The organism is Paenibacillus sp. FSL R7-0312, assembly GCF_038004445.1.
Classification (GTDB): Bacteria; Bacillota; Bacilli; order Paenibacillales; family Paenibacillaceae; genus Paenibacillus_AQ.
Map to the genome: position 1 here is coordinate 731,943 of NZ_JBBORE010000001.1, position 16,272 is coordinate 748,214.

The 16,272-nt window shown below is 52.2% G+C and carries 17 protein-coding genes; 3 read left to right on the forward strand and 14 right to left on the reverse strand.

Features of this window, described 5'->3' with window-relative positions; genetic code table 11:
• Nucleotides 1–23 precede the first annotated feature (23 nt).
• Nucleotides 24–1,613 carry a methyl-accepting chemotaxis protein gene (locus MKX70_RS03100; RefSeq protein ID WP_042232220.1) on the forward strand — a complete coding sequence of 530 codons (1,590 nt, stop codon included), beginning with the start codon at nucleotides 24–26 and terminating at the stop codon, nucleotides 1,611–1,613.
• A gap of 162 nt (nucleotides 1,614–1,775) precedes the next feature.
• Here the strand turns inward: MKX70_RS03100 and MKX70_RS03105 are convergent, their stop codons facing one another.
• The 10 genes from MKX70_RS03105 to MKX70_RS03150 all read right to left on the reverse strand — a co-directional run bounded on the left by MKX70_RS03105 (nucleotide 1,776) and on the right by MKX70_RS03150 (nucleotide 10,926).
• Nucleotides 1,776–2,276: an AAA family ATPase gene (locus tag MKX70_RS03105; protein WP_340839538.1), complete on the reverse strand. Its 501-nt coding sequence runs from the start codon at nucleotides 2,274–2,276 to the stop codon at nucleotides 1,776–1,778.
• A gap of 79 nt (nucleotides 2,277–2,355) precedes the next feature.
• The gene (locus tag MKX70_RS03110) at nucleotides 2,356–2,862 is read right to left on the reverse strand and encodes a nucleoside deaminase (protein ID WP_197073026.1); all 507 of its coding nucleotides are present in this window, start codon (nucleotides 2,860–2,862) and stop codon (nucleotides 2,356–2,358) included.
• 33 nt (nucleotides 2,863–2,895) lie between these two features.
• Nucleotides 2,896–3,348 (reverse strand): hypothetical protein, encoded by a 453-nt coding sequence (locus MKX70_RS03115; protein ID WP_340781133.1) that lies wholly within the window; start codon nucleotides 3,346–3,348, stop codon nucleotides 2,896–2,898.
• Between the two features lie 1,563 nt (nucleotides 3,349–4,911).
• A complete protein-coding gene (locus MKX70_RS03120) occupies nucleotides 4,912–5,376 on the reverse strand; it encodes a DUF420 domain-containing protein (RefSeq protein WP_042133229.1) in 465 nt (154 codons plus the stop codon).
• Between the two features lie 18 nt (nucleotides 5,377–5,394).
• Complete coding sequence (gene ctaG / locus MKX70_RS03125; RefSeq protein WP_042241419.1) at nucleotides 5,395–6,321, reverse strand: cytochrome c oxidase assembly factor CtaG; 927 nt, start codon at nucleotides 6,319–6,321, stop codon at nucleotides 5,395–5,397.
• 27 nt (nucleotides 6,322–6,348) lie between these two features.
• Entirely contained in the window at nucleotides 6,349–6,672 is a 324-nt protein-coding gene (locus MKX70_RS03130) for a cytochrome C oxidase subunit IV family protein (RefSeq protein WP_042232209.1), read from the reverse strand.
• Nucleotides 6,673–6,676: 4 nt separating this feature from the next.
• Nucleotides 6,677–7,303, reverse strand: a complete 627-nt coding sequence (locus MKX70_RS03135) for a cytochrome (ubi)quinol oxidase subunit III (RefSeq protein WP_042232206.1) — start codon at nucleotides 7,301–7,303, stop codon at nucleotides 6,677–6,679.
• A 6-nt stretch (nucleotides 7,304–7,309) separates the two neighbouring features.
• Entirely contained in the window at nucleotides 7,310–9,148 is a 1,839-nt protein-coding gene (gene ctaD, locus MKX70_RS03140) for a cytochrome c oxidase subunit I (protein ID WP_042241416.1), read from the reverse strand.
• 137 nt (nucleotides 9,149–9,285) lie between these two features.
• Complete coding sequence (gene coxB / locus MKX70_RS03145; protein ID WP_039306711.1) at nucleotides 9,286–10,335, reverse strand: cytochrome c oxidase subunit II; 1,050 nt, start codon at nucleotides 10,333–10,335, stop codon at nucleotides 9,286–9,288.
• Between the two features lie 402 nt (nucleotides 10,336–10,737).
• Nucleotides 10,738–10,926, reverse strand: a complete 189-nt coding sequence (locus MKX70_RS03150; protein ID WP_019913840.1) for a hypothetical protein — start codon at nucleotides 10,924–10,926, stop codon at nucleotides 10,738–10,740.
• A gap of 627 nt (nucleotides 10,927–11,553) precedes the next feature.
• On the opposite strand from MKX70_RS03150, the gene MKX70_RS03155 reads away from it, so the two are divergent.
• Both MKX70_RS03155 and MKX70_RS03160 read left to right on the forward strand, forming a co-directional pair.
• A complete protein-coding gene (locus tag MKX70_RS03155; protein WP_042232203.1) occupies nucleotides 11,554–11,892 on the forward strand; it encodes a DUF4870 domain-containing protein in 339 nt (112 codons plus the stop codon).
• A gap of 86 nt (nucleotides 11,893–11,978) precedes the next feature.
• Entirely contained in the window at nucleotides 11,979–12,926 is a 948-nt protein-coding gene (locus tag MKX70_RS03160; protein WP_340839539.1) for a diacylglycerol/lipid kinase family protein, read from the forward strand.
• 615 nt (nucleotides 12,927–13,541) lie between these two features.
• On the opposite strand, the gene MKX70_RS03165 is transcribed toward MKX70_RS03160, so the two are convergent.
• Genes MKX70_RS03165 through MKX70_RS03180 form a run of 4 tightly spaced genes read right to left on the reverse strand, consistent with a single transcriptional unit; the run spans nucleotide 13,542 to nucleotide 16,163 of the window.
• Nucleotides 13,542–14,117: a xanthine phosphoribosyltransferase gene (locus MKX70_RS03165; RefSeq protein WP_042232198.1), complete on the reverse strand. Its 576-nt coding sequence runs from the start codon at nucleotides 14,115–14,117 to the stop codon at nucleotides 13,542–13,544.
• Nucleotides 14,118–14,159: 42 nt separating this feature from the next.
• On the reverse strand, nucleotides 14,160–14,465 hold the full coding sequence (locus MKX70_RS03170) for a hypothetical protein (protein WP_042133213.1): 306 nt from the start codon (nucleotides 14,463–14,465) through the stop codon (nucleotides 14,160–14,162).
• A 42-nt stretch (nucleotides 14,466–14,507) separates the two neighbouring features.
• Complete coding sequence (locus tag MKX70_RS03175) at nucleotides 14,508–15,326, reverse strand: TrmB family transcriptional regulator (protein ID WP_042133210.1); 819 nt, start codon at nucleotides 15,324–15,326, stop codon at nucleotides 14,508–14,510.
• 36 nt (nucleotides 15,327–15,362) lie between these two features.
• Nucleotides 15,363–16,163 carry a zinc ribbon domain-containing protein gene (locus MKX70_RS03180; RefSeq protein WP_042232195.1) on the reverse strand — a complete coding sequence of 267 codons (801 nt, stop codon included), beginning with the start codon at nucleotides 16,161–16,163 and terminating at the stop codon, nucleotides 15,363–15,365.
• Between the last annotated feature and the right edge of the window lie 109 nt (nucleotides 16,164–16,272).

Sequence of the window (16,272 nt, forward strand, 5' to 3'; positions counted from 1 at the left end):
CATGATTACTGGGGGAAACAGGTATGAAATGGTTTTATAATTTAAAAACAAGCGTGAAGTTAATCTCATCCTTTTTGGTAGTCGCTGTCATTTTAGCCTTCGTGGGTCTCTATGGTCTGAGCAATCTGGGTTCAATCAATAACAGCCTGGATGATATGTACACAAACAATCTGGTGCCTGTCTCTTCACTCCAAAGTTCGCAGAACAGCTTCTCCGTGATGCGCGGCATTGCCCGTGACCTGTATATTAAAGAAACGGCCTCTGAACGGAATCAGCGTGTGGAAGACTATGAAACCGAAAAGCAGAATGTGCTGGACAGCATCGCAGCCTTCCGTAAAACAAAGCTCAGCGAGGACTCCGTCCAAGCGATCGCACCGTTCGACAACGCCTGGAACGCCTATGTAAAAACTTACGATTCCCTGATCAGCGCCGCCATCGCCCAGAGGGACGACGAACTGCTGAGCATACTCCGCAGCCCTGCTCTCGCCAATGAAGCAGAGGAGCTCAAGCAAATCATCAACAATCTGATCAGCATCAATATCAAGGAAGCGGATCAGGCCAAACAGGACGGGGCTTCCCTGTACAGCTCCTCGCGCACAATTACGCTTGCTATCATTGTAGGTGCCGTGCTGCTGTGCATCCTGCTCGGCTATATGATCTCCCGGATCATTTCAAATCCGCTGGCGAAGGTAGTACAGATCCTCTCCAAGGTAGCCGATGGCGATTTACGCAGCCAGTCAGAGATCGACACCAAAGATGAAATCGGCATACTGGCAGCCAAGGTTAATGAGATGGTCAGCAATCTCCGCAAGACCGTAGGGTCCATCCTGCTGCATTCCCAGAGCCTGTCCGCCGCCGCAGAGGAGATTTCCGCCAGTACTCAGGAGGTGGCGAGCGGCAGCACTTCTACCGCGAATGATGCCGGGACGATCAGCGAGCTATTCAAAGAGCTCTCCAGCGCCATCCACTCTGTAGCCCAGAACACCGAGCAGGCTTCGGTCATCTCCGATGAGACTGTAGCGATTGCCGAGAACGGCAACAGCATCATTCAGGAATCGATGGAGAGCATGCTGGCCGTCAGCGGTCAGATGTCCCGGCTGGAAGAGGACTCCCAGAAGGTCGGCGATATCATCGATGTCATTGAGGATATCGCTGACCAGACTAATCTGCTCGCTTTGAACGCCGCCATCGAAGCCGCAAGGGCCGGGGAACAGGGACGAGGTTTCGCCGTCGTTGCCGATGAGGTACGAAAGCTTGCCGAACGCAGTGGTGAAGCCACCAAGCAGATAACTGGGATCATCAAGGGGATGCAGCTGAACACGCGCGACAGTGTGAGCGCCGTTCAGGAAAGTGCCGAGTTGTCACAGAAAACCGGTGTCTCTTTCCATAAAATCGTTACGATGGTGAATAATGCCGGACAGAAAATTTCCGAAATCGCCGCAGCCAGTGAAGAACAAGCGGCCCAATCGACCAATGTACTGGCCGCTGTAGAGAATATCTCCGCCACCACTCAGCAGTCGGCTGCAAGCAGCGAAGAGACCGCTTCTTCCGCCCAATCTCTGGCCAGCCTGGCCGAAGAGCTGCAGAGCACTGTCTCCTCCTTCCGCCTGTAGCTTCACCTTTGCTCCAAGCAGCAACATTAGACAGACCTTGAAAGTGAAACAGCGGCAGTTGTGGACAGAAATTCAAGTCCTTGACTGTCGCTGTTTATTTAGCTTCTTCCCCTATCCAAATGTAAGGCAGGCATCGTCTACGACAATCATAGCTCAAGTTTATTATTTCTTCAGACTTAGCTGTTCACGTAATAACATCCAGCTTTCCGTCACGGTTTGATGAGCCGTATCGATCACGATGTGGTCGCGGTCCCAAGCTTCGTAATATCTGTTCTTAACCTCGTCCCAAGTGGGGAGAGTAAAGCCGGGGATATCTGTTGTACGAGTAGTGACCCGATGCTTGAGTACACATTCGTCTGAGCAGACCACTTCGATTTCGACATACGGAATTTCTAAAGACTCTGCTACATTACGCCAAGCTTGGCGTGTATAGTGAATGGGATTGACCGTGTCTGCGATCACATCCAGACCTAAAATAAGATTCTGCCTCGCTATCTCGTAACAAACGATGTAACCCTCAGGTCCGTCAACCTTGACCCCGGCAACACGCATAGCCTGTTCTACGACATCAACACGAAGATACGGTGCTCGAAGTTCACTTGCTAAAGCAGATGATAACGCAGACTTGCCGGTGCCCGGCAACCCGCCAAATATATACAGCATATTGATTCCCTCCTGCAAGACAACCTGCTTACATTTTACTGTATATTGCGTCGATTAATATGATTCTAGTAATTTTCGATCAACACTCCGCGTCACATATCAATTCATTATTCCATTCAGCCAACATTCGTCTTTGTCTAATTTCTAAATCAGAGTAGGGAGCAGCCACAATTTCAATGTCATTGAATAAATCATTATAAATCGGTAACGGACTGGTCATTTCTTTGAATTTTTTAAATGCTCCGATATCAGCATCATTTGCTGCCCACACTACCTTTTTAGTCTTGGAGAGAACTATAGTCCCCGTACACATCGGGCAGGGCTCACACGTCGTATATAACGTAAGCCCGTTTTTCACAACAAATTTCTTGCTTTCAACATCTACTATTTTATGTCCAGCCTTTCTTATAGCGTCAATTTCTGCATGAGATGTTGTATCACAGCTGGAAAAAACTCTATTTCTACCCCGGCTAACAACGGTTCCGTTAGAATCAATAATGACTGCCCCAATAGGGTAAGTCCCTTCTTCTTTTGCTTTTTCCGCCTCTTCGAAGGCAAGCAGAAGGTATTCATAGTGGTTGTCCATTTTCACCCATCCTCAGCTATATTCGTCCTCGTCTTATATCCAAGTTTGAAACGATTTATTGACCATCCTTACATTATTCATTTTTGCCCAACTCTTTAGATCAGAGATACCTTTATCTTCATCCTTTGAATACCTATATGCCATATCCAATGGGACGATCTTCCTCTTATAAGGTAATATCCCGACAACAGGTTTAAAGTAGCCTCTGATCATTATCACTTTAATATCGCTTGAGTTGATTATTCTCCCATTAAGAACAATTTGGTCATCGGATAGGCATAACTCGGTTAGCTTCTTAAAAAACGTTCTATACAATGCGAATAACAGTACAACTAAACCAATAAGAATCGCTGTAACCGAAGCATAAAATACACCTCTCTGATCCCACATTCTCAATACAATAATAGATTGACTCGATATCATAATTATCATCCCTATAATGGTTCCGATTTTTGATGGACTCTTAATTGAATGATTTATTTCCATCAACATCGCCCCCCTGTTCACTAAATATCAACTCTCCTGCCCCCTTAGCGCAACGAAGGTAGCCGTCCCTCTAGACAGGCTGACCTCGCTTTAGGTGAGCTATCGTTTCCTGTTGAATGAGTTTATCTCATCCTATTTTTGGGGGAACCCATATACGAAAAGGATCATACCTATGAACGTAAGAATTGGCACAAAAATGTTATCGAAACCATTTTACCACATTGTCCCAAATTTGTATTTCTATTTCCGTCAGTTCAATAAACGAATCACTGAATCAATCACGGTTTGAGGTTTGTAAAATATATTTGCCACGATGGCCTTCGCGCCAGCACATTGTGTTCGGTTTTTCGCTTACATTTGGCCCGGTGGCCTTCACGCCAGCACATTGTATTCGGTTTTTCTGTGAAAATACGTCTGGCACTGCGATAAACGCACGGCCTACGCGGCGCACCCAGTCCAATTGTGTTCGGTTTTTCGATTACATTTGGCCTACACGGTGCACCCAGTCCAATTGTGTTCGGTTTTTCGATTACATTTGGCTTACGTGGCTTACCCAGTCCAATTGTGTTCGGTTTTTCGATTACATTTGGCTTACGTGGCTTACCCAGTCCAATTGTGTTCGGTTTTTCGATTACATTCGGCTTAAGCGGCGTACCCAGTCCAATTGTGTTCGGTTTTTCGATTACATTTGGCCTACGCGGTTCACCCAGTCCAATTGTGTTCGGTTTTTCGATTACATTTGGCCTACGCGGTGCACCCAGTCCAATTGTGTTCGGTTTTTCGATTACATTTGGCCTACGCGGTGCACCCTTTCCAATTGTGTTCGGTTTTTCGATTACATTTGGCTTACGTGGCTTACCCAGTCCAATTGTGTTCGGTTTTCCGTTAAAATATGTTAAATAAATGAAAAGACGATGTTCTGTTTTTTAGCCACGCAGCGCTCATTTTCATGCTGGAGTTGTGCCTTGAAAGACATGTTTGTTTTCGCTTACATTTGCCACGATGGCCTTCGCGCCAGCACATTGTATTCGGTTTTTCGCTTACTTTTGCCACGATGGCCTTCGCGCCAGCACATTGTATTCGGTTTTTCGCTTACATTTGGCCCGGTGGCCTTCGCGCCAGCACAGTGTGTTCGGTTTTTCGCTTACATTTGCCACGATGGCCTTCACGCCAGCACATTGTATTCGGTTTTTCGCTTACATTTGCCACGATGGCCTTCACGCCAGCACATTGTATTCGGTTTTTCGCTTACATTTGGTACGATGGACTTCGCGCCAGCACATTGTCGGTGTTCAGTTTTTCGCATACTATATGGTCAAATCTGATGAAATGGCAGGTCAATCGGACTGAGATTCTGTTAAGCGTCCGGATATCCGTCATTTGGAGCTCAAATGAACCATATAAGCGCTTCTCAGTCCGATTCATCCCCGCTATAAGGTTTATTGGAGATATAACGTCTTCTCAGTCCGCTTCACTCGCAGGCTTCAGTACACCAAAAAAAAGCCCGTACACCCGCCCCGCATAAGCGGAACAGCAGATGTACAGGCTTGTCTTCAATTACAGCTAACCGCCCATAATGACTTTCCAGACCGGCAGCGTATGTCCGCCTGGATAGAAGATGTACAGCAGCACATAAACGGCAACACCCGTAATAGCGGTGACAAACCAGATCATAGCCGTCACTCTTCCCCACTTGCGGTGTTTGGCATACTTGGCCTTGAAGCCCAGCGTCAGCGTAGTGATGCCGAATACAGCAGCTACGGTAGCCAGCACAATGTGGAAGATCAGGAAGACATGATACAGCGTCGACAGATCATCCGGTCCGCCCCAGGTCGTATTCCCCACGAATATCGTTCTTGACGAATACACCAGGAAAAAGAGAATTGCCGCCACAGCAGCTGCAATCATAGTCTTCTTGTGCGCTTCGCGTTTGCCCTGAATGATTTGTCTCCAGCCGATAGCCACCAGCACCGCGCTAATGACGATGAACGATGTACTGATCGTTGGAAACAATGTGAAAATATCCATGATTATCCCCCTCGGCACTTACCAGCCCTTATAGTTCAGACCCTCCTCCGCAAGATCAGAGGCAGGCGCGGACAACTCCGTGTCCTCTTGTCCGTTCTCTTTTTTATACCAATGATAGAACACATAAGCAAGCATCGAGGCAAAAATAAATTCCTGAATGAACTTCATCACGATGCCGCCGACCTGCTGATCTACCTTGGGGGACAGAGATCCGAAGAAGCCGGGTCCGCCAAAAGCCTGCAGCAAAGCAGCCGGACTCTGCGGTACACAGTAGCCCATGGCCATCGCCCAGGTATTGGGGTCACTATACGTAGCATACAGGGGAGAACCGGCAAAAATAATCAGCCCGCAGGCCGGTGTCAGCAGGACCATGTTCAGAAAGATGAACCCTACCTGACCGAGGCCGCCCAGTGCGCGGTATTCCGGCAGGGGATTGATCAGATTCCACCACATGAGCCCTGAAGTCAGGAATAATACGGCGTAGTACAGACGGTGAACCGCGAAATGCAGCATGACATAATCATGAATCGCCGGGATATGGTAGAGCGAGAATAATCCGTTGAAGAGCAGTGCGGCAACGATGGGCTTAGCCAGAAAAGCAAGGCCGCGCAGCGGGTTCACCCGGAGCAGCGCACGCCAGCACCAGTCAGGAATCCCCAGCATAATCAGCGGGACTGCGACAAGATAAGACAAGGCCATACTGACCATATGGAACGAAAAAAGGATATGCCCCAGCAGACTGACAGGTCCCCCCTGCGCCAGATAGAGGGCCAGCATTCCGCATAAGAACAGCCCCCTCCGCCAGAAGGGGACTGCAGTACTGCCCTCAAACCGGGAGGCCAGCGGACCGATCAGCACAAAATATCCGGCAGTCAACAGGAGCATCAGGGCCAGAAACAGCGGACTCCACAGTTCAGTAAAGCTGAAGTATTGTAATCCCGGCATCATCGCAAGCCCTCCCCCCGTACAGTATTAATCCCACCATACCCAGTAGAGCGACATTATAATGCAAGTCCCCGCGATAAAAAATCCGCCCAGCATGAAGATAATCGGCATCATATGCCCTTTGTCCTTCAGATGCATCCAGAAGCCCATCTGCAGGATCACCTGCAGCACAGCCATCACCAGCAGCAGAATAACGGCAAAGGTGGCATTCACCCCTCCGGCGGCCACTGCGGCAAAGGCGATCAGCGTCAGTACAATGGAGAAGACAAAGACTACAATATGCCGCTGCGGTCCTTCCGGGCGGTGCCGGTGCTTCACCGGAGATTCCGGAGAATGCTGCTTCGTCGTCATGGCTTCATCCCACCTTTCCGAGCAGGTATACTACCGTGAAGATAAAGACCCATACCACATCGATGAAATGCCAGTACATCGCCGACACATAAATCTTCGGTGCGGTTACCACCGTCAGCCCCTTATGCAATAACTGACCGATCAGTACTGATATCCACAGAATACCGAAGGCCACATGGGCACCGTGAAAGCCGACCAGAGTATAAAAAGCCGAGCTGAATGCACTGGTGGTCATTCCGAATTCCTCATGCCTGATGTATACGCTGAATTCGTAAATCTCCAGGACCAGGAAGCATAGTCCGAGCAGGACCGTGACCAGCAGCCAGTTCCGCAGCATAGTGACGCGGCCCCGGTGCATCGCCTGGATCGCGAAGACACTGGTCAGACTGCTGACCAACAGAAGAAAGGTTGCTGCCGCGACCAGCGGAAGATGAAACAGCTCATTCGCAGACGGGCCTTCATTGGTCTGATTGCGCAGCGCCAGGAAGGTTGCGAAGAGGGTGCCAAAAAGCACCGCTTCCCCACCAAGGAACAGCCAGAAGGCCAGCACCTTGTTGCGTCCTTCGAGGGTTGCTTTTTCCGGTTCATGCGGGAGAGTCCCATTGGCTGCTTCAGCATGTGCTGTAGTCATATCCGCTCACCTTCCTTCCAGCTCTTCGGGTTCAATATGCCAGCCCGGATCATCGAACAGCGACCGCATCAGCATGGAACCGAAGGTAATAAGCAGTCCCAGTGCCGTAACGATATAGTTATTGAACAGAAAGCTCATTATACTGCTGCTGAACTCATCACGGCTGAACATGAAGCCCAGTCCCGCTATGAAAATACCGACCGACATCAGGAACGGCAGAATCGTTGCCGAAGGCATATGAATCGAGCCTACCGGTTCGGACGGGGTCATCGCCTTGTGTCCGGCCATTTTTTCCTTCCAGAAGGCATCCAGGCCCCGCACCAGCGGCGTCTGCTTGAAGTTATATTCCGGCGGCGGTGAAGGAATCGTCCATTCAAGTGTCCGCCCGTCTTCCCACGGATCATCGGCTGCATCAGCCGGCCGTCTCGAGGTCAGGAAGATATTCGTGAGGAAGATCAGCATGCCGACCCCCATCAGCATCGCACCAATAGTACTGACCAGGTTAAGCAGATCAAACTGCTGATTCGGCAAATAGGTGAATACACGGCGCTGCATGCCCATCAGTCCCAGGAAATGCTGCACGAAGAACGTCAGGTGAAAGCCGATAATGAACGTCCAGAAGGTCCACTTGCCTAACGTCTCGCTGAGCATCCGCCCGAACATCTTCGGCCACCAGTAGTGAAGTCCGGCAAACAGACCGAGCACCAGACCGCCGACAATAACATAGTGGAAATGCGCCACTACGAAGTAAGTATCATGGAACTGGAAGTCCGCAGGCGCAGAGGCCAGCATGACCCCCGTTACCCCGCCCATGGTGAAGGTCGGGATGAAGCCGGCTGCGAACAGATTAGGGGTGGTGAAGCGTACCTGTCCGCCCCACATGGTGAACAGCCAGTTGAAGATCTTGATCCCGGTCGGAACGGCGATCAGCATGGTGGAGACTGAGAACAACGCATTCGCTACCGGACCGAGGCCGGTGGTGAACATATGATGCGCCCAGACCATGAAGCCCAGGAAGGCGATCAGAATCGTTGCGAACACCATAGAGCTGTACCCGAACAGCCGCTTGCGCGAGAAGGTCGGAATAACCTCAGAGATGACGCCGAAGGCCGGAAGAATCAGAATGTATACTTCGGGATGGCCGAAGATCCAGAAGATATGCTGCCACAGCACCGGATTGCCGCCTCCGGCCACATTGAAGAAGTTGGCATCCAGTATCCGGTCGAAAGTTAGCAGGACAAGGCCTACAGTAATAGCAGGGAAAGCGAATAGAATAATAGCTGAAGTAATAAAAGTAGTCCAGGCGAACATCGGCATCCGCATGAAGGACATCCCCGGTGCGCGCATCGTGATGATGGTGGCCAGGAAGTTAATGCCGCCAATCAGTGTGCCAAGGCCCGCAATCTGCAGCCCGATGGTATAAAAGTCCACCCCGTGCGTGGGGCTGTAGCCCGTGCTGGAGAGCGGGGTATATGCGGTCCAGCCCGCATCAGGCGCACCGCCCATTACCCAGCTGAGGTTGAGCAGAATACCGCCGAACAGGAAGGTCCAGAATCCGAGCGCATTGAGAAAAGGAAAGGCTACGTCACGCGCACCGATCTGCAGCGGTATGACTGCATTCATCAGTGCGAAGATGACAGGCATAACGCCAAGAAAGATCATCGTTGTGCCATGCATGGTAATCAGTTCGTTGAAGGTCTGGGCATCGAGAAAGGTATTCATCGGCTTAATCAGCTGAATACGGATCAGAATCGCTTCCAATCCGCCGATGCCGAAGAAGATGCCTCCAGCCCACAGGTAGAGAATCGCGATCTTCTTATGATCGACGGTGGTGATCCAGTCCATTAGCCCGGTATGCCGTTTAACGCTGTGGCCATGCTTCAAGGGCTGGGAGGGATGCAAGGATTGCGCTGCTTCGGCCAAGGTACGTACCCCCTTTTTCAAATATGCTGCTTCCGCTTCGGGCTATAGGCTATCCGGCTTCAGTCCAGCGTGTAACCGGCCAGAAACTCGGCAATTCCGTCGATCTCTTCATCGCTTAAGCCCAGATCCTTGGGATCCGGCATCTTGTTGCCCGGCTTCACGCTCTGGGGATCATGCAGCCACGTCTTCAGATTCTCTTCTACCGGTGCCCCGTCCACGCGCGTGTCGTCATTAAGCAGAATGCCGGCCACCGATTCGCGGGAGCCAATTCCGGTCAGATTGGGAGCCTGGGAAAGATCCTGCATACTTCCAGTCGCATGGCAGGTGAGGCACTGGGATTTGAAGGTCTCCGCGAGCGCCGGATCATCCGGCAACACAGAATCAGGAGCCTTCATCGAAGCTAACCACTCCTCAAAGGCCGTACTACTGACTGATTTCACCTTAAACTCCATGAAGCCGTGGGAAGGCCCGCATAGCTCCGCACATTTGCCGCGGTAAACGCCTTCATTCGGCGCACTGAAGCTGAAGCGGTTGACCGTTCCGTCGGGGTTGGTGTCCATTTTGCCGGAGAGCGAAGGTACCCAGAAGGAGTGCAGGACATCCTTGGTGCTTAGCTCAAAAGCGATATCCTTACCGGCTGGAATCACCAGATCCTGTGCTGTTGTCACCCCGTAATCCGTATATTCAAACTCCCACCAGTATTGATGGCCGGTCACTTTGACCTTAATGGCATCCTTATCATCCGAATGATCATTGCCGGCAGCGAACACCGCCTTCACTGTAGGAACCGCCAGTACAACTACAAGAATAAGCGGGATGACCGTCCACAGCACTTCGAGCTTGAAGCTGCCTTCCACCTGCTTGGGAATCTCGTTCTGATCCGGTTTCCGGCGGAAACGGATCCATACATAAGCTGCAATAGAGAAGACGACCAAAAGCACCACGATCATGATTGAGATCGACAGCTTCATCAGTGCAAACGAGCTTTCTGCTGCGGGTCCCTGCGGTCTGAGTACCGACAAGTCTTCCCGCCCGCATCCGGCAAGAATGAGTCCAAGCGCTGCGGTCATGGGAAGAAGCCGCTTTCCAGCCTGCCACGTTTTCATCATTGATCTACCCCGCTTTTCCCGAATTCGTAGATTAGAGTATTTTCCTGTCAATTATAACAATCACTATTAATATAAGTTCGCCCCACTGTTTTGTCAATCGTTCACAACAATTTCACATAATCATTTCGAAAAAGAAAAAAGCTTGTCTTTATTGATTTTAAAAGCGCTTTCAAAATAAGTCGAAAACTGTTAAACTACTTTTAAAGCGCATTCATATGTATTTGTGTCTATTAATTCATTTGACTAATGATATGGCTCTGTATCCGGTAAACCGGGCATACAAAAAAAACCGATTCCAGCGGCAAACAGGCTGCCCGGGCACGGTTTATGAGAATCCTCATGGATGTTATAGCGCAAAATGTTGTCATCAAAAAGCAGAAGCAGAACAATTCTATCTGTTGTTTAAGAAACGGACGAATTCATTCTTACCAGTTCATGCTCCACAACCATGGTCAGCTCTTCTTCATAGCCTCCCGTGATCCGATACTTCCGGACGTACTCCTTCACAAATTTCTTGGGATCTTTGGGCCGGAAAATGCGTGTCATTTCCCGTAGACTTTCCTTGACTTCGTTATGACCTTTACTTGCCATGATCAGTTCCCTCCCAAAACATTGAAAATGAATGCTCCGTTGTAGAGAATGCATGATGAAAAGTCCGCCGTAACCTTGAAATGCAAGTTAAGAAACCATTACACATACGTGGCTTGCATTATCCGCCTTGACCATCCTTCCGGTATTCCGGAAATCCGCCTTGCCGGTGAAGCAGGTTCGTCGTGATTTGGGCTGAGAGTAAGGATGTCTCAGAGTAAAGACACCTTGACACTTTAGTTACCCGAAGAGCCACTTGCTGAATCACTCCTTTCGGGCTTTATCGTTATATTGTATCATATTCCAGTCCAAGTTCCACCTTTCCTTGTAAAATATGCGAATGGAAATTTTTTATACTTCTTTAGCTTCCACGTTAAGTAAGATCCTCATTTTCCGCTACAACCACTACTCCTAACCTGACCTCAACCGCGCCTCCCGCTCTCTCTGGCTAAAATTTATTGTATGTCTACCGCCAGCAGCGGGAACCTAATATTAGTCTACCCAATGCTGCAGAAAATATTGGACATATCCCCAGTGCAGTTCATACTTTAACGTGATTCTTCATAGGCTTGAAGGGAAGAAGGTTGATTATCCGTACCTTTCTTCTCCAAACCAAGGAGAGTGAGCCCTTTGTCCCCTTTCAGATCTTCCACCGGATTGCCCGATAATATTGCCGCCGCCTTGTGTTACTTCTTCCCGTTCATTGGTGCCATTGTGTTCCTCGCGCTGGAGAAGCGCAGCCGGTTCGTCCTGTTCCACTCGCTGCAATCCCTGATTGCCTTCGGAGCGCTGATGGTAGCCCATGTACTGAGCGGCTTCATCCCTTTTCTCGGTCCTGTCGCGGCCGCCCTTCTCTCCCTGCTGGGCTTTGCCGTATGGCTGCTGATGATCTACCACGCACTGGGCGGAAGATGGTATAGGCTGCCCTGGGCAGGAGCAATCGCCGAGAGTCAGCTGCGGCAGCTGTAACCGGTAAAAAAGATTCCCTTTTGCCTGTCCTCTCCGTACAATGGAATCAGGACATACAGGAAACATTACAGGCTGGGGGAACATCCATGTATTTATTGATCATAAATTCCCGCTCGGGCGGCGGAGCGGGGCGGCGGACTTGGCATACCGTTGAAGCCATGCTCAAGGTGCGCGCCATTCCGCATGAAGCGCTGTTCACTCAAAGCGCAGACAGCGCGGAGAATCAGGTGCTGCACGCCCTTGCCCGCCGCGAGGACTGGCGCGCCGCCATCGTTATCGGCGGAGACGGCACGATCCACAGCGTGCTAGGCGCACTGCGGCGCAGAGGGGTGCCGCTCGGCGTAATCCCCGCGGGCTCCGGCAACGACACCGCGCGGGGATTCGGCATCCCGCTCACCCCGGAGGCCGCGCTGGATAACGCGCTGCAGGACCGCTGCCTCGAAGCTGATCTGCTCTCGGGCGCGGATGGGCTCACCCTGACCGCCGTAGCCAGCGGCTTCGATGCCCAGGTAGCCGTCAATGTGAACAACAGCCGCTACAAACGGCTGTGCAATGCCATCGGCGCCGGCCGCCTGGCTTATATCATCGGCATTCTGCATACGCTGATTACCTTCAAGTCCTGCCGGGTCAGCGTGACCTGCGACGGCAGGGAGCAGACCTTCGACCGGGCGTGGCTGGTCTCGGTCTGCAACCTGCCCAGCTACGGCGGCGGGCTGCTGATCTGCCCGCAGGCGGAGTCAGGCGACGGCCTGCTCGACGTCTGCGTTGTCCACGGGATCAGCCGCGGGCAGTTGCTGCGGCTGTTCCCGACGGTGGTGAAGGGCAAGCACGTTTCGTTGCCCTACGTCACCATGCTGCGCGGACGCAGCGTAGCCGTCCACTTCGCGCAGCCGCGCCATGCCATCGGCGACGGCGAGGCCCTCGGCACCGCGCCGCTGGCCGTGCGCTGCGAGCCGGGGGCACTGCGCGTGCTCTCGCCGCTGGCGGCGGCCGGCGCGCAGAGCGCAGCCGGGCCGTGCCACGCGAGCGGCTAGGCGGGGCTCGTGCCGCTGCGGCTGTGGGAAGCATGGCGCAGCCGGTTAAGCTAACGGCTGCGCCGGCAAAAGCGGCTGCCTGTGGTCTCAATGCTTGCAGCCGGTACCGTCCACAGTCGCAGCAGCCAACGCACCCTTTACTGCTTAAGGCTGCTTCCACCAACGACGTTCCGGCGATCTAGCCATTATCTAACCACTATGTACCCCCTTGCGGACTGAGAGGACCTTATTCTCTCCGGCAAGGGGGTTTTTAGTTGACTTGCGGACTGAGATTCCGCTATCCCTCACAAATGGATCAATATGATACCCCAAATGACCAAATAAGCGCACTGGAGTCCGCTTCGCCTAACCGAAGCACAGGAGGCGTAGGGCTGGCCGCACGCAGTAGGCGTCCAGCCGCGAGCGCTTCTGCTTTTAGTCGGGGCTGCAGCCAGCACCCCACCCCCTGCAGCTTCAGCCGCGCTATTTGCGCTCTGCCTATAAGCACAAACAGGTACTCCCCCTCAGCTGCACTACCTATGCCCGCCTTCAAACACAAACAGGCAGGCCCCCGATTCCTTCCGGGGGCCTGCCTGTTATTTACGTCTGCCGCAAAAGTCCACTCGGCAGTATTCCTTATTCCTCCACGAAGCCAACAACGCCGTCATCCAGCGAAGCGATCCGCACCAGCGACTCCACGCGGTACCCGGCTTCCTTCAGCAGGCGGCTGCCGGGCTGGAAAGCTTTTTCGATCACAATCCCAATCCCGGCAACGCTGCCGCCCGCCTGTTCAACGATCCGTGCCAGCCCGAAGGCCGCTTCACCATTCGCCAGGAAATCATCGACGATCAGCACGCGCTCACCGGGTGCGATGAACTTTCGGGAGACGGTAATTTCATTGGTTTCCTTCTTCGTGAAGGAGTAGACCTTCTCCACATAAATATCTTCCGTCAGCGTCAGCGACTTTTGCTTGCGGGCAAAAATCATCGGGACCTCAAGCTCCAGCGCCGTCATAATGCCGGGAGCAATCCCCGAGGATTCGATAGTCAGCACCTTAGTGATTCCTTCCCCGGCGAAACGGCGGGTAAACTCGCGTCCTACTTCACGCATCAGGAAAGGGTCCATCTGGTGATTCAGAAAAGAATCAACCTTGAGCACACCAGGGCCGAGAACAATACCTTCGTTAATGACCTTTTGTCTCAATAACTCCATCCGTGCTCCTCCTCTATCCTCAAATGGACCCTGCTTCGTCTGCTACAGACCCGTAGGTTTCTGGGGCAGCAGGTTACCGACAATCGACTTCAGCTCGTTATCCTGCTTGCTGTTCTTTTTGCCGTTGTCAAAGCTCGTAATCCGAATCTCTGAATACTTCTCTCCAGGTGCCACAGGTTTGAACACTAACTTCTCCCGGTCCTCAAGCCGGACATTAAAATTCATGTCCTTGAACATGCCGATTAAATCCTGCTCTCCCGGGGTCTTCCCTTCGTCCAAAAACAGCAATCCGCGTAACGGCTTCACGCCTTCCGAATGCTGCACATCAAAATGAACAATACACTCCACGCTTGTCACCTCCCTAGCTTAGTACCCTCTGCATCTCAGGAGCTACTCCGCCTGTTCTTCCCCGGCTTCATCCTGGTCATGCAATACATATTTGCTGTAAATCCGGCCATAGCGTTCCCCGTACCGCTTCTGCAGCTCAGGTCCCATATCTTCTTCAAGCTCGAACAATACCATTTCCTGTGTAAAATGATTCAGCAGCAGCTCCACGAGCACCGGGTGCTCGGTAACCACCGCCTGCGCAGTTCCGTCCTCATAACGCATGCCCAGCATACACCAGGAACGGTCGATGACAAAAGAAAACTTCCGCCCCCCGCTGCGCTGTGGCTTACCGTCCAGCGGCGGCCATATCGGGTATGGCGCAGAGGCCGCGTTGCCGCCGTCAAAAGCCCACAGCAGCTTCACTCCGCGCAGCTCTGCCTGCTCCAGCTCACTGCGCAGCAGCGAGGCTTCCTCCCGCCATACATCAACCACGATCTCCTGAGCCGCGAGATTGAGCTGGCGGATCAGCGCTCCCGTTACGTTGCGGTCACCTTCCACGTTATAAAATGAAGGGCTGACCGGGCCTCCGCGCGGCATTTCACTTTCCATGTAGGCCAGCGACGCCTGTACCCGGCCGGATATCATCGTCGCCAGCTCTTCCGGGTCCAGCACGCTGTAGCGGGCCGGCTCCCCTTCCCCGCAGCGTACGTAGCCTTGCTGAGTCAGGCGCTGAAGCGCCGCATATACATTCGATCTTGATACTCCTAGCTGCTTTGCCACTTCGTAGCCCGAAGCCTGGCCCTTGGTGGCCAGCTCAACCATAATTTTGGATTCCATCTCTGTGAAACCCAAATTGCGCAGATGCAGCAGCAACTGTTCCATCTATGTTGTCCCCCTAAGCTGTCTGTCTAACCCTGTCTAAATTTGCTCCGAACCGCAGCGCGGGCACCACATTGAGCCTTTCGGCAGATCGGCGCGGCAAATCTGGCATTTCACAATATCCCGTGTACCCGATTCGCTGACGGCAGTCTCTTCTGCAGGCTCACTGGCTTTCCAGTCGCGGATCCGGCGGTCCAGCTCCAGCTGGCGCTCACGTTCACGCTCCAGTTCATCGGCCTCACGGCGGCCCCGTTCTGTATCCGGAAGAACCCGTTCATACTCTTCAGGCTCCGGTTCCACTTCAATTTCCGTCAAGGCTTCGGCGTACTGGACAGGCTGTTCAGGTCTCTTAGCGAGTTCCCGCTCCGCTTCTGTCAATTCTTCCTCACCGTAGTACTGATCTTCCTCATCTTCGTGCTCATGTACGGTATGTACCGTAACGGCCTGCGCCGGTTCCTTGCGCAGCACCGGTTCCTTGCGCAGTGGCAGCTCCTCAAGCTTGCGTCCGCAGTGCGGGCAGAAGTTGGCATCCAGTGCTACGATTTGGCCGCAGGCACAGAGCCGTTCATTCTTTAGTTCGGCAATTCTTGAGCGCACGCCCTCAATCTGCTCCTGAAGCTTGTTACAGCCGCGCGCCAGCTCGATCATCTGCCCCTCTGCCACCGACATATCTCTGGAACGATATCCTTCGTAGAAAAGCTTTCCCATTTTCAAAAATTCAAGTTGCATCTCATGTTCGATATCAGAAATTTGCCCGTTCAGCTTGCCTACTTCCACCGAGCTTTGCGCTTTTTCACTCACCCGGCTGGCACCGTCTTTAATGCGTTGCAGAAAATTCATTGTAGTTCCTCCTTCTCCAGAGTGAGAATAGGCTGATTCGCAGCCGCAAAATAACCCCATACATCGTTATCGCTCCGTACAGCAGTGGAAACGTGACTCTATCATACCA

Excerpts from the sequence above, each read along its gene's own strand:
- MKX70_RS03115 (WP_340781133.1), bottom strand. The coding sequence starts at position 3,348 with ATGGAAATAAATCATTCAATTAAGAGTCCATCAAAAATCGGAACCATT.
- coxB (WP_039306711.1), bottom strand. The coding sequence starts at position 10,335 with ATGATGAAAACGTGGCAGGCTGGAAAGCGGCTTCTTCCCATGACCGCA.
- MKX70_RS03135 (WP_042232206.1), bottom strand. The coding sequence starts at position 7,303 with ATGACTACAGCACATGCTGAAGCAGCCAATGGGACTCTCCCGCATGAA.
- ctaG (WP_042241419.1), bottom strand. The coding sequence starts at position 6,321 with ATGCCGGGATTACAATACTTCAGCTTTACTGAACTGTGGAGTCCGCTG.
- MKX70_RS03150 (WP_019913840.1), bottom strand. The coding sequence starts at position 10,926 with ATGGCAAGTAAAGGTCATAACGAAGTCAAGGAAAGTCTACGGGAAATG.
- ctaD (WP_042241416.1), bottom strand. The coding sequence starts at position 9,148 with ATGGACTGGATCACCACCGTCGATCATAAGAAGATCGCGATTCTCTAC.
- MKX70_RS03105 (WP_340839538.1), bottom strand. The coding sequence starts at position 2,276 with ATGCTGTATATATTTGGCGGGTTGCCGGGCACCGGCAAGTCTGCGTTA.
- MKX70_RS03100 (WP_042232220.1), top strand. The coding sequence starts at position 24 with ATGAAATGGTTTTATAATTTAAAAACAAGCGTGAAGTTAATCTCATCC.
- MKX70_RS03110 (WP_197073026.1), bottom strand. The coding sequence starts at position 2,862 with ATGGACAACCACTATGAATACCTTCTGCTTGCCTTCGAAGAGGCGGAA.
- MKX70_RS03130 (WP_042232209.1), bottom strand. The coding sequence starts at position 6,672 with ATGACGACGAAGCAGCATTCTCCGGAATCTCCGGTGAAGCACCGGCAC.
- MKX70_RS03120 (WP_042133229.1), bottom strand. The coding sequence starts at position 5,376 with ATGGATATTTTCACATTGTTTCCAACGATCAGTACATCGTTCATCGTC.
- MKX70_RS03180 (WP_042232195.1), bottom strand. The coding sequence starts at position 16,163 with ATGAATTTTCTGCAACGCATTAAAGACGGTGCCAGCCGGGTGAGTGAA.
- MKX70_RS03160 (WP_340839539.1), top strand. The coding sequence starts at position 11,979 with ATGTATTTATTGATCATAAATTCCCGCTCGGGCGGCGGAGCGGGGCGG.
- MKX70_RS03175 (WP_042133210.1), bottom strand. The coding sequence starts at position 15,326 with ATGGAACAGTTGCTGCTGCATCTGCGCAATTTGGGTTTCACAGAGATG.
- MKX70_RS03165 (WP_042232198.1), bottom strand. The coding sequence starts at position 14,117 with ATGGAGTTATTGAGACAAAAGGTCATTAACGAAGGTATTGTTCTCGGC.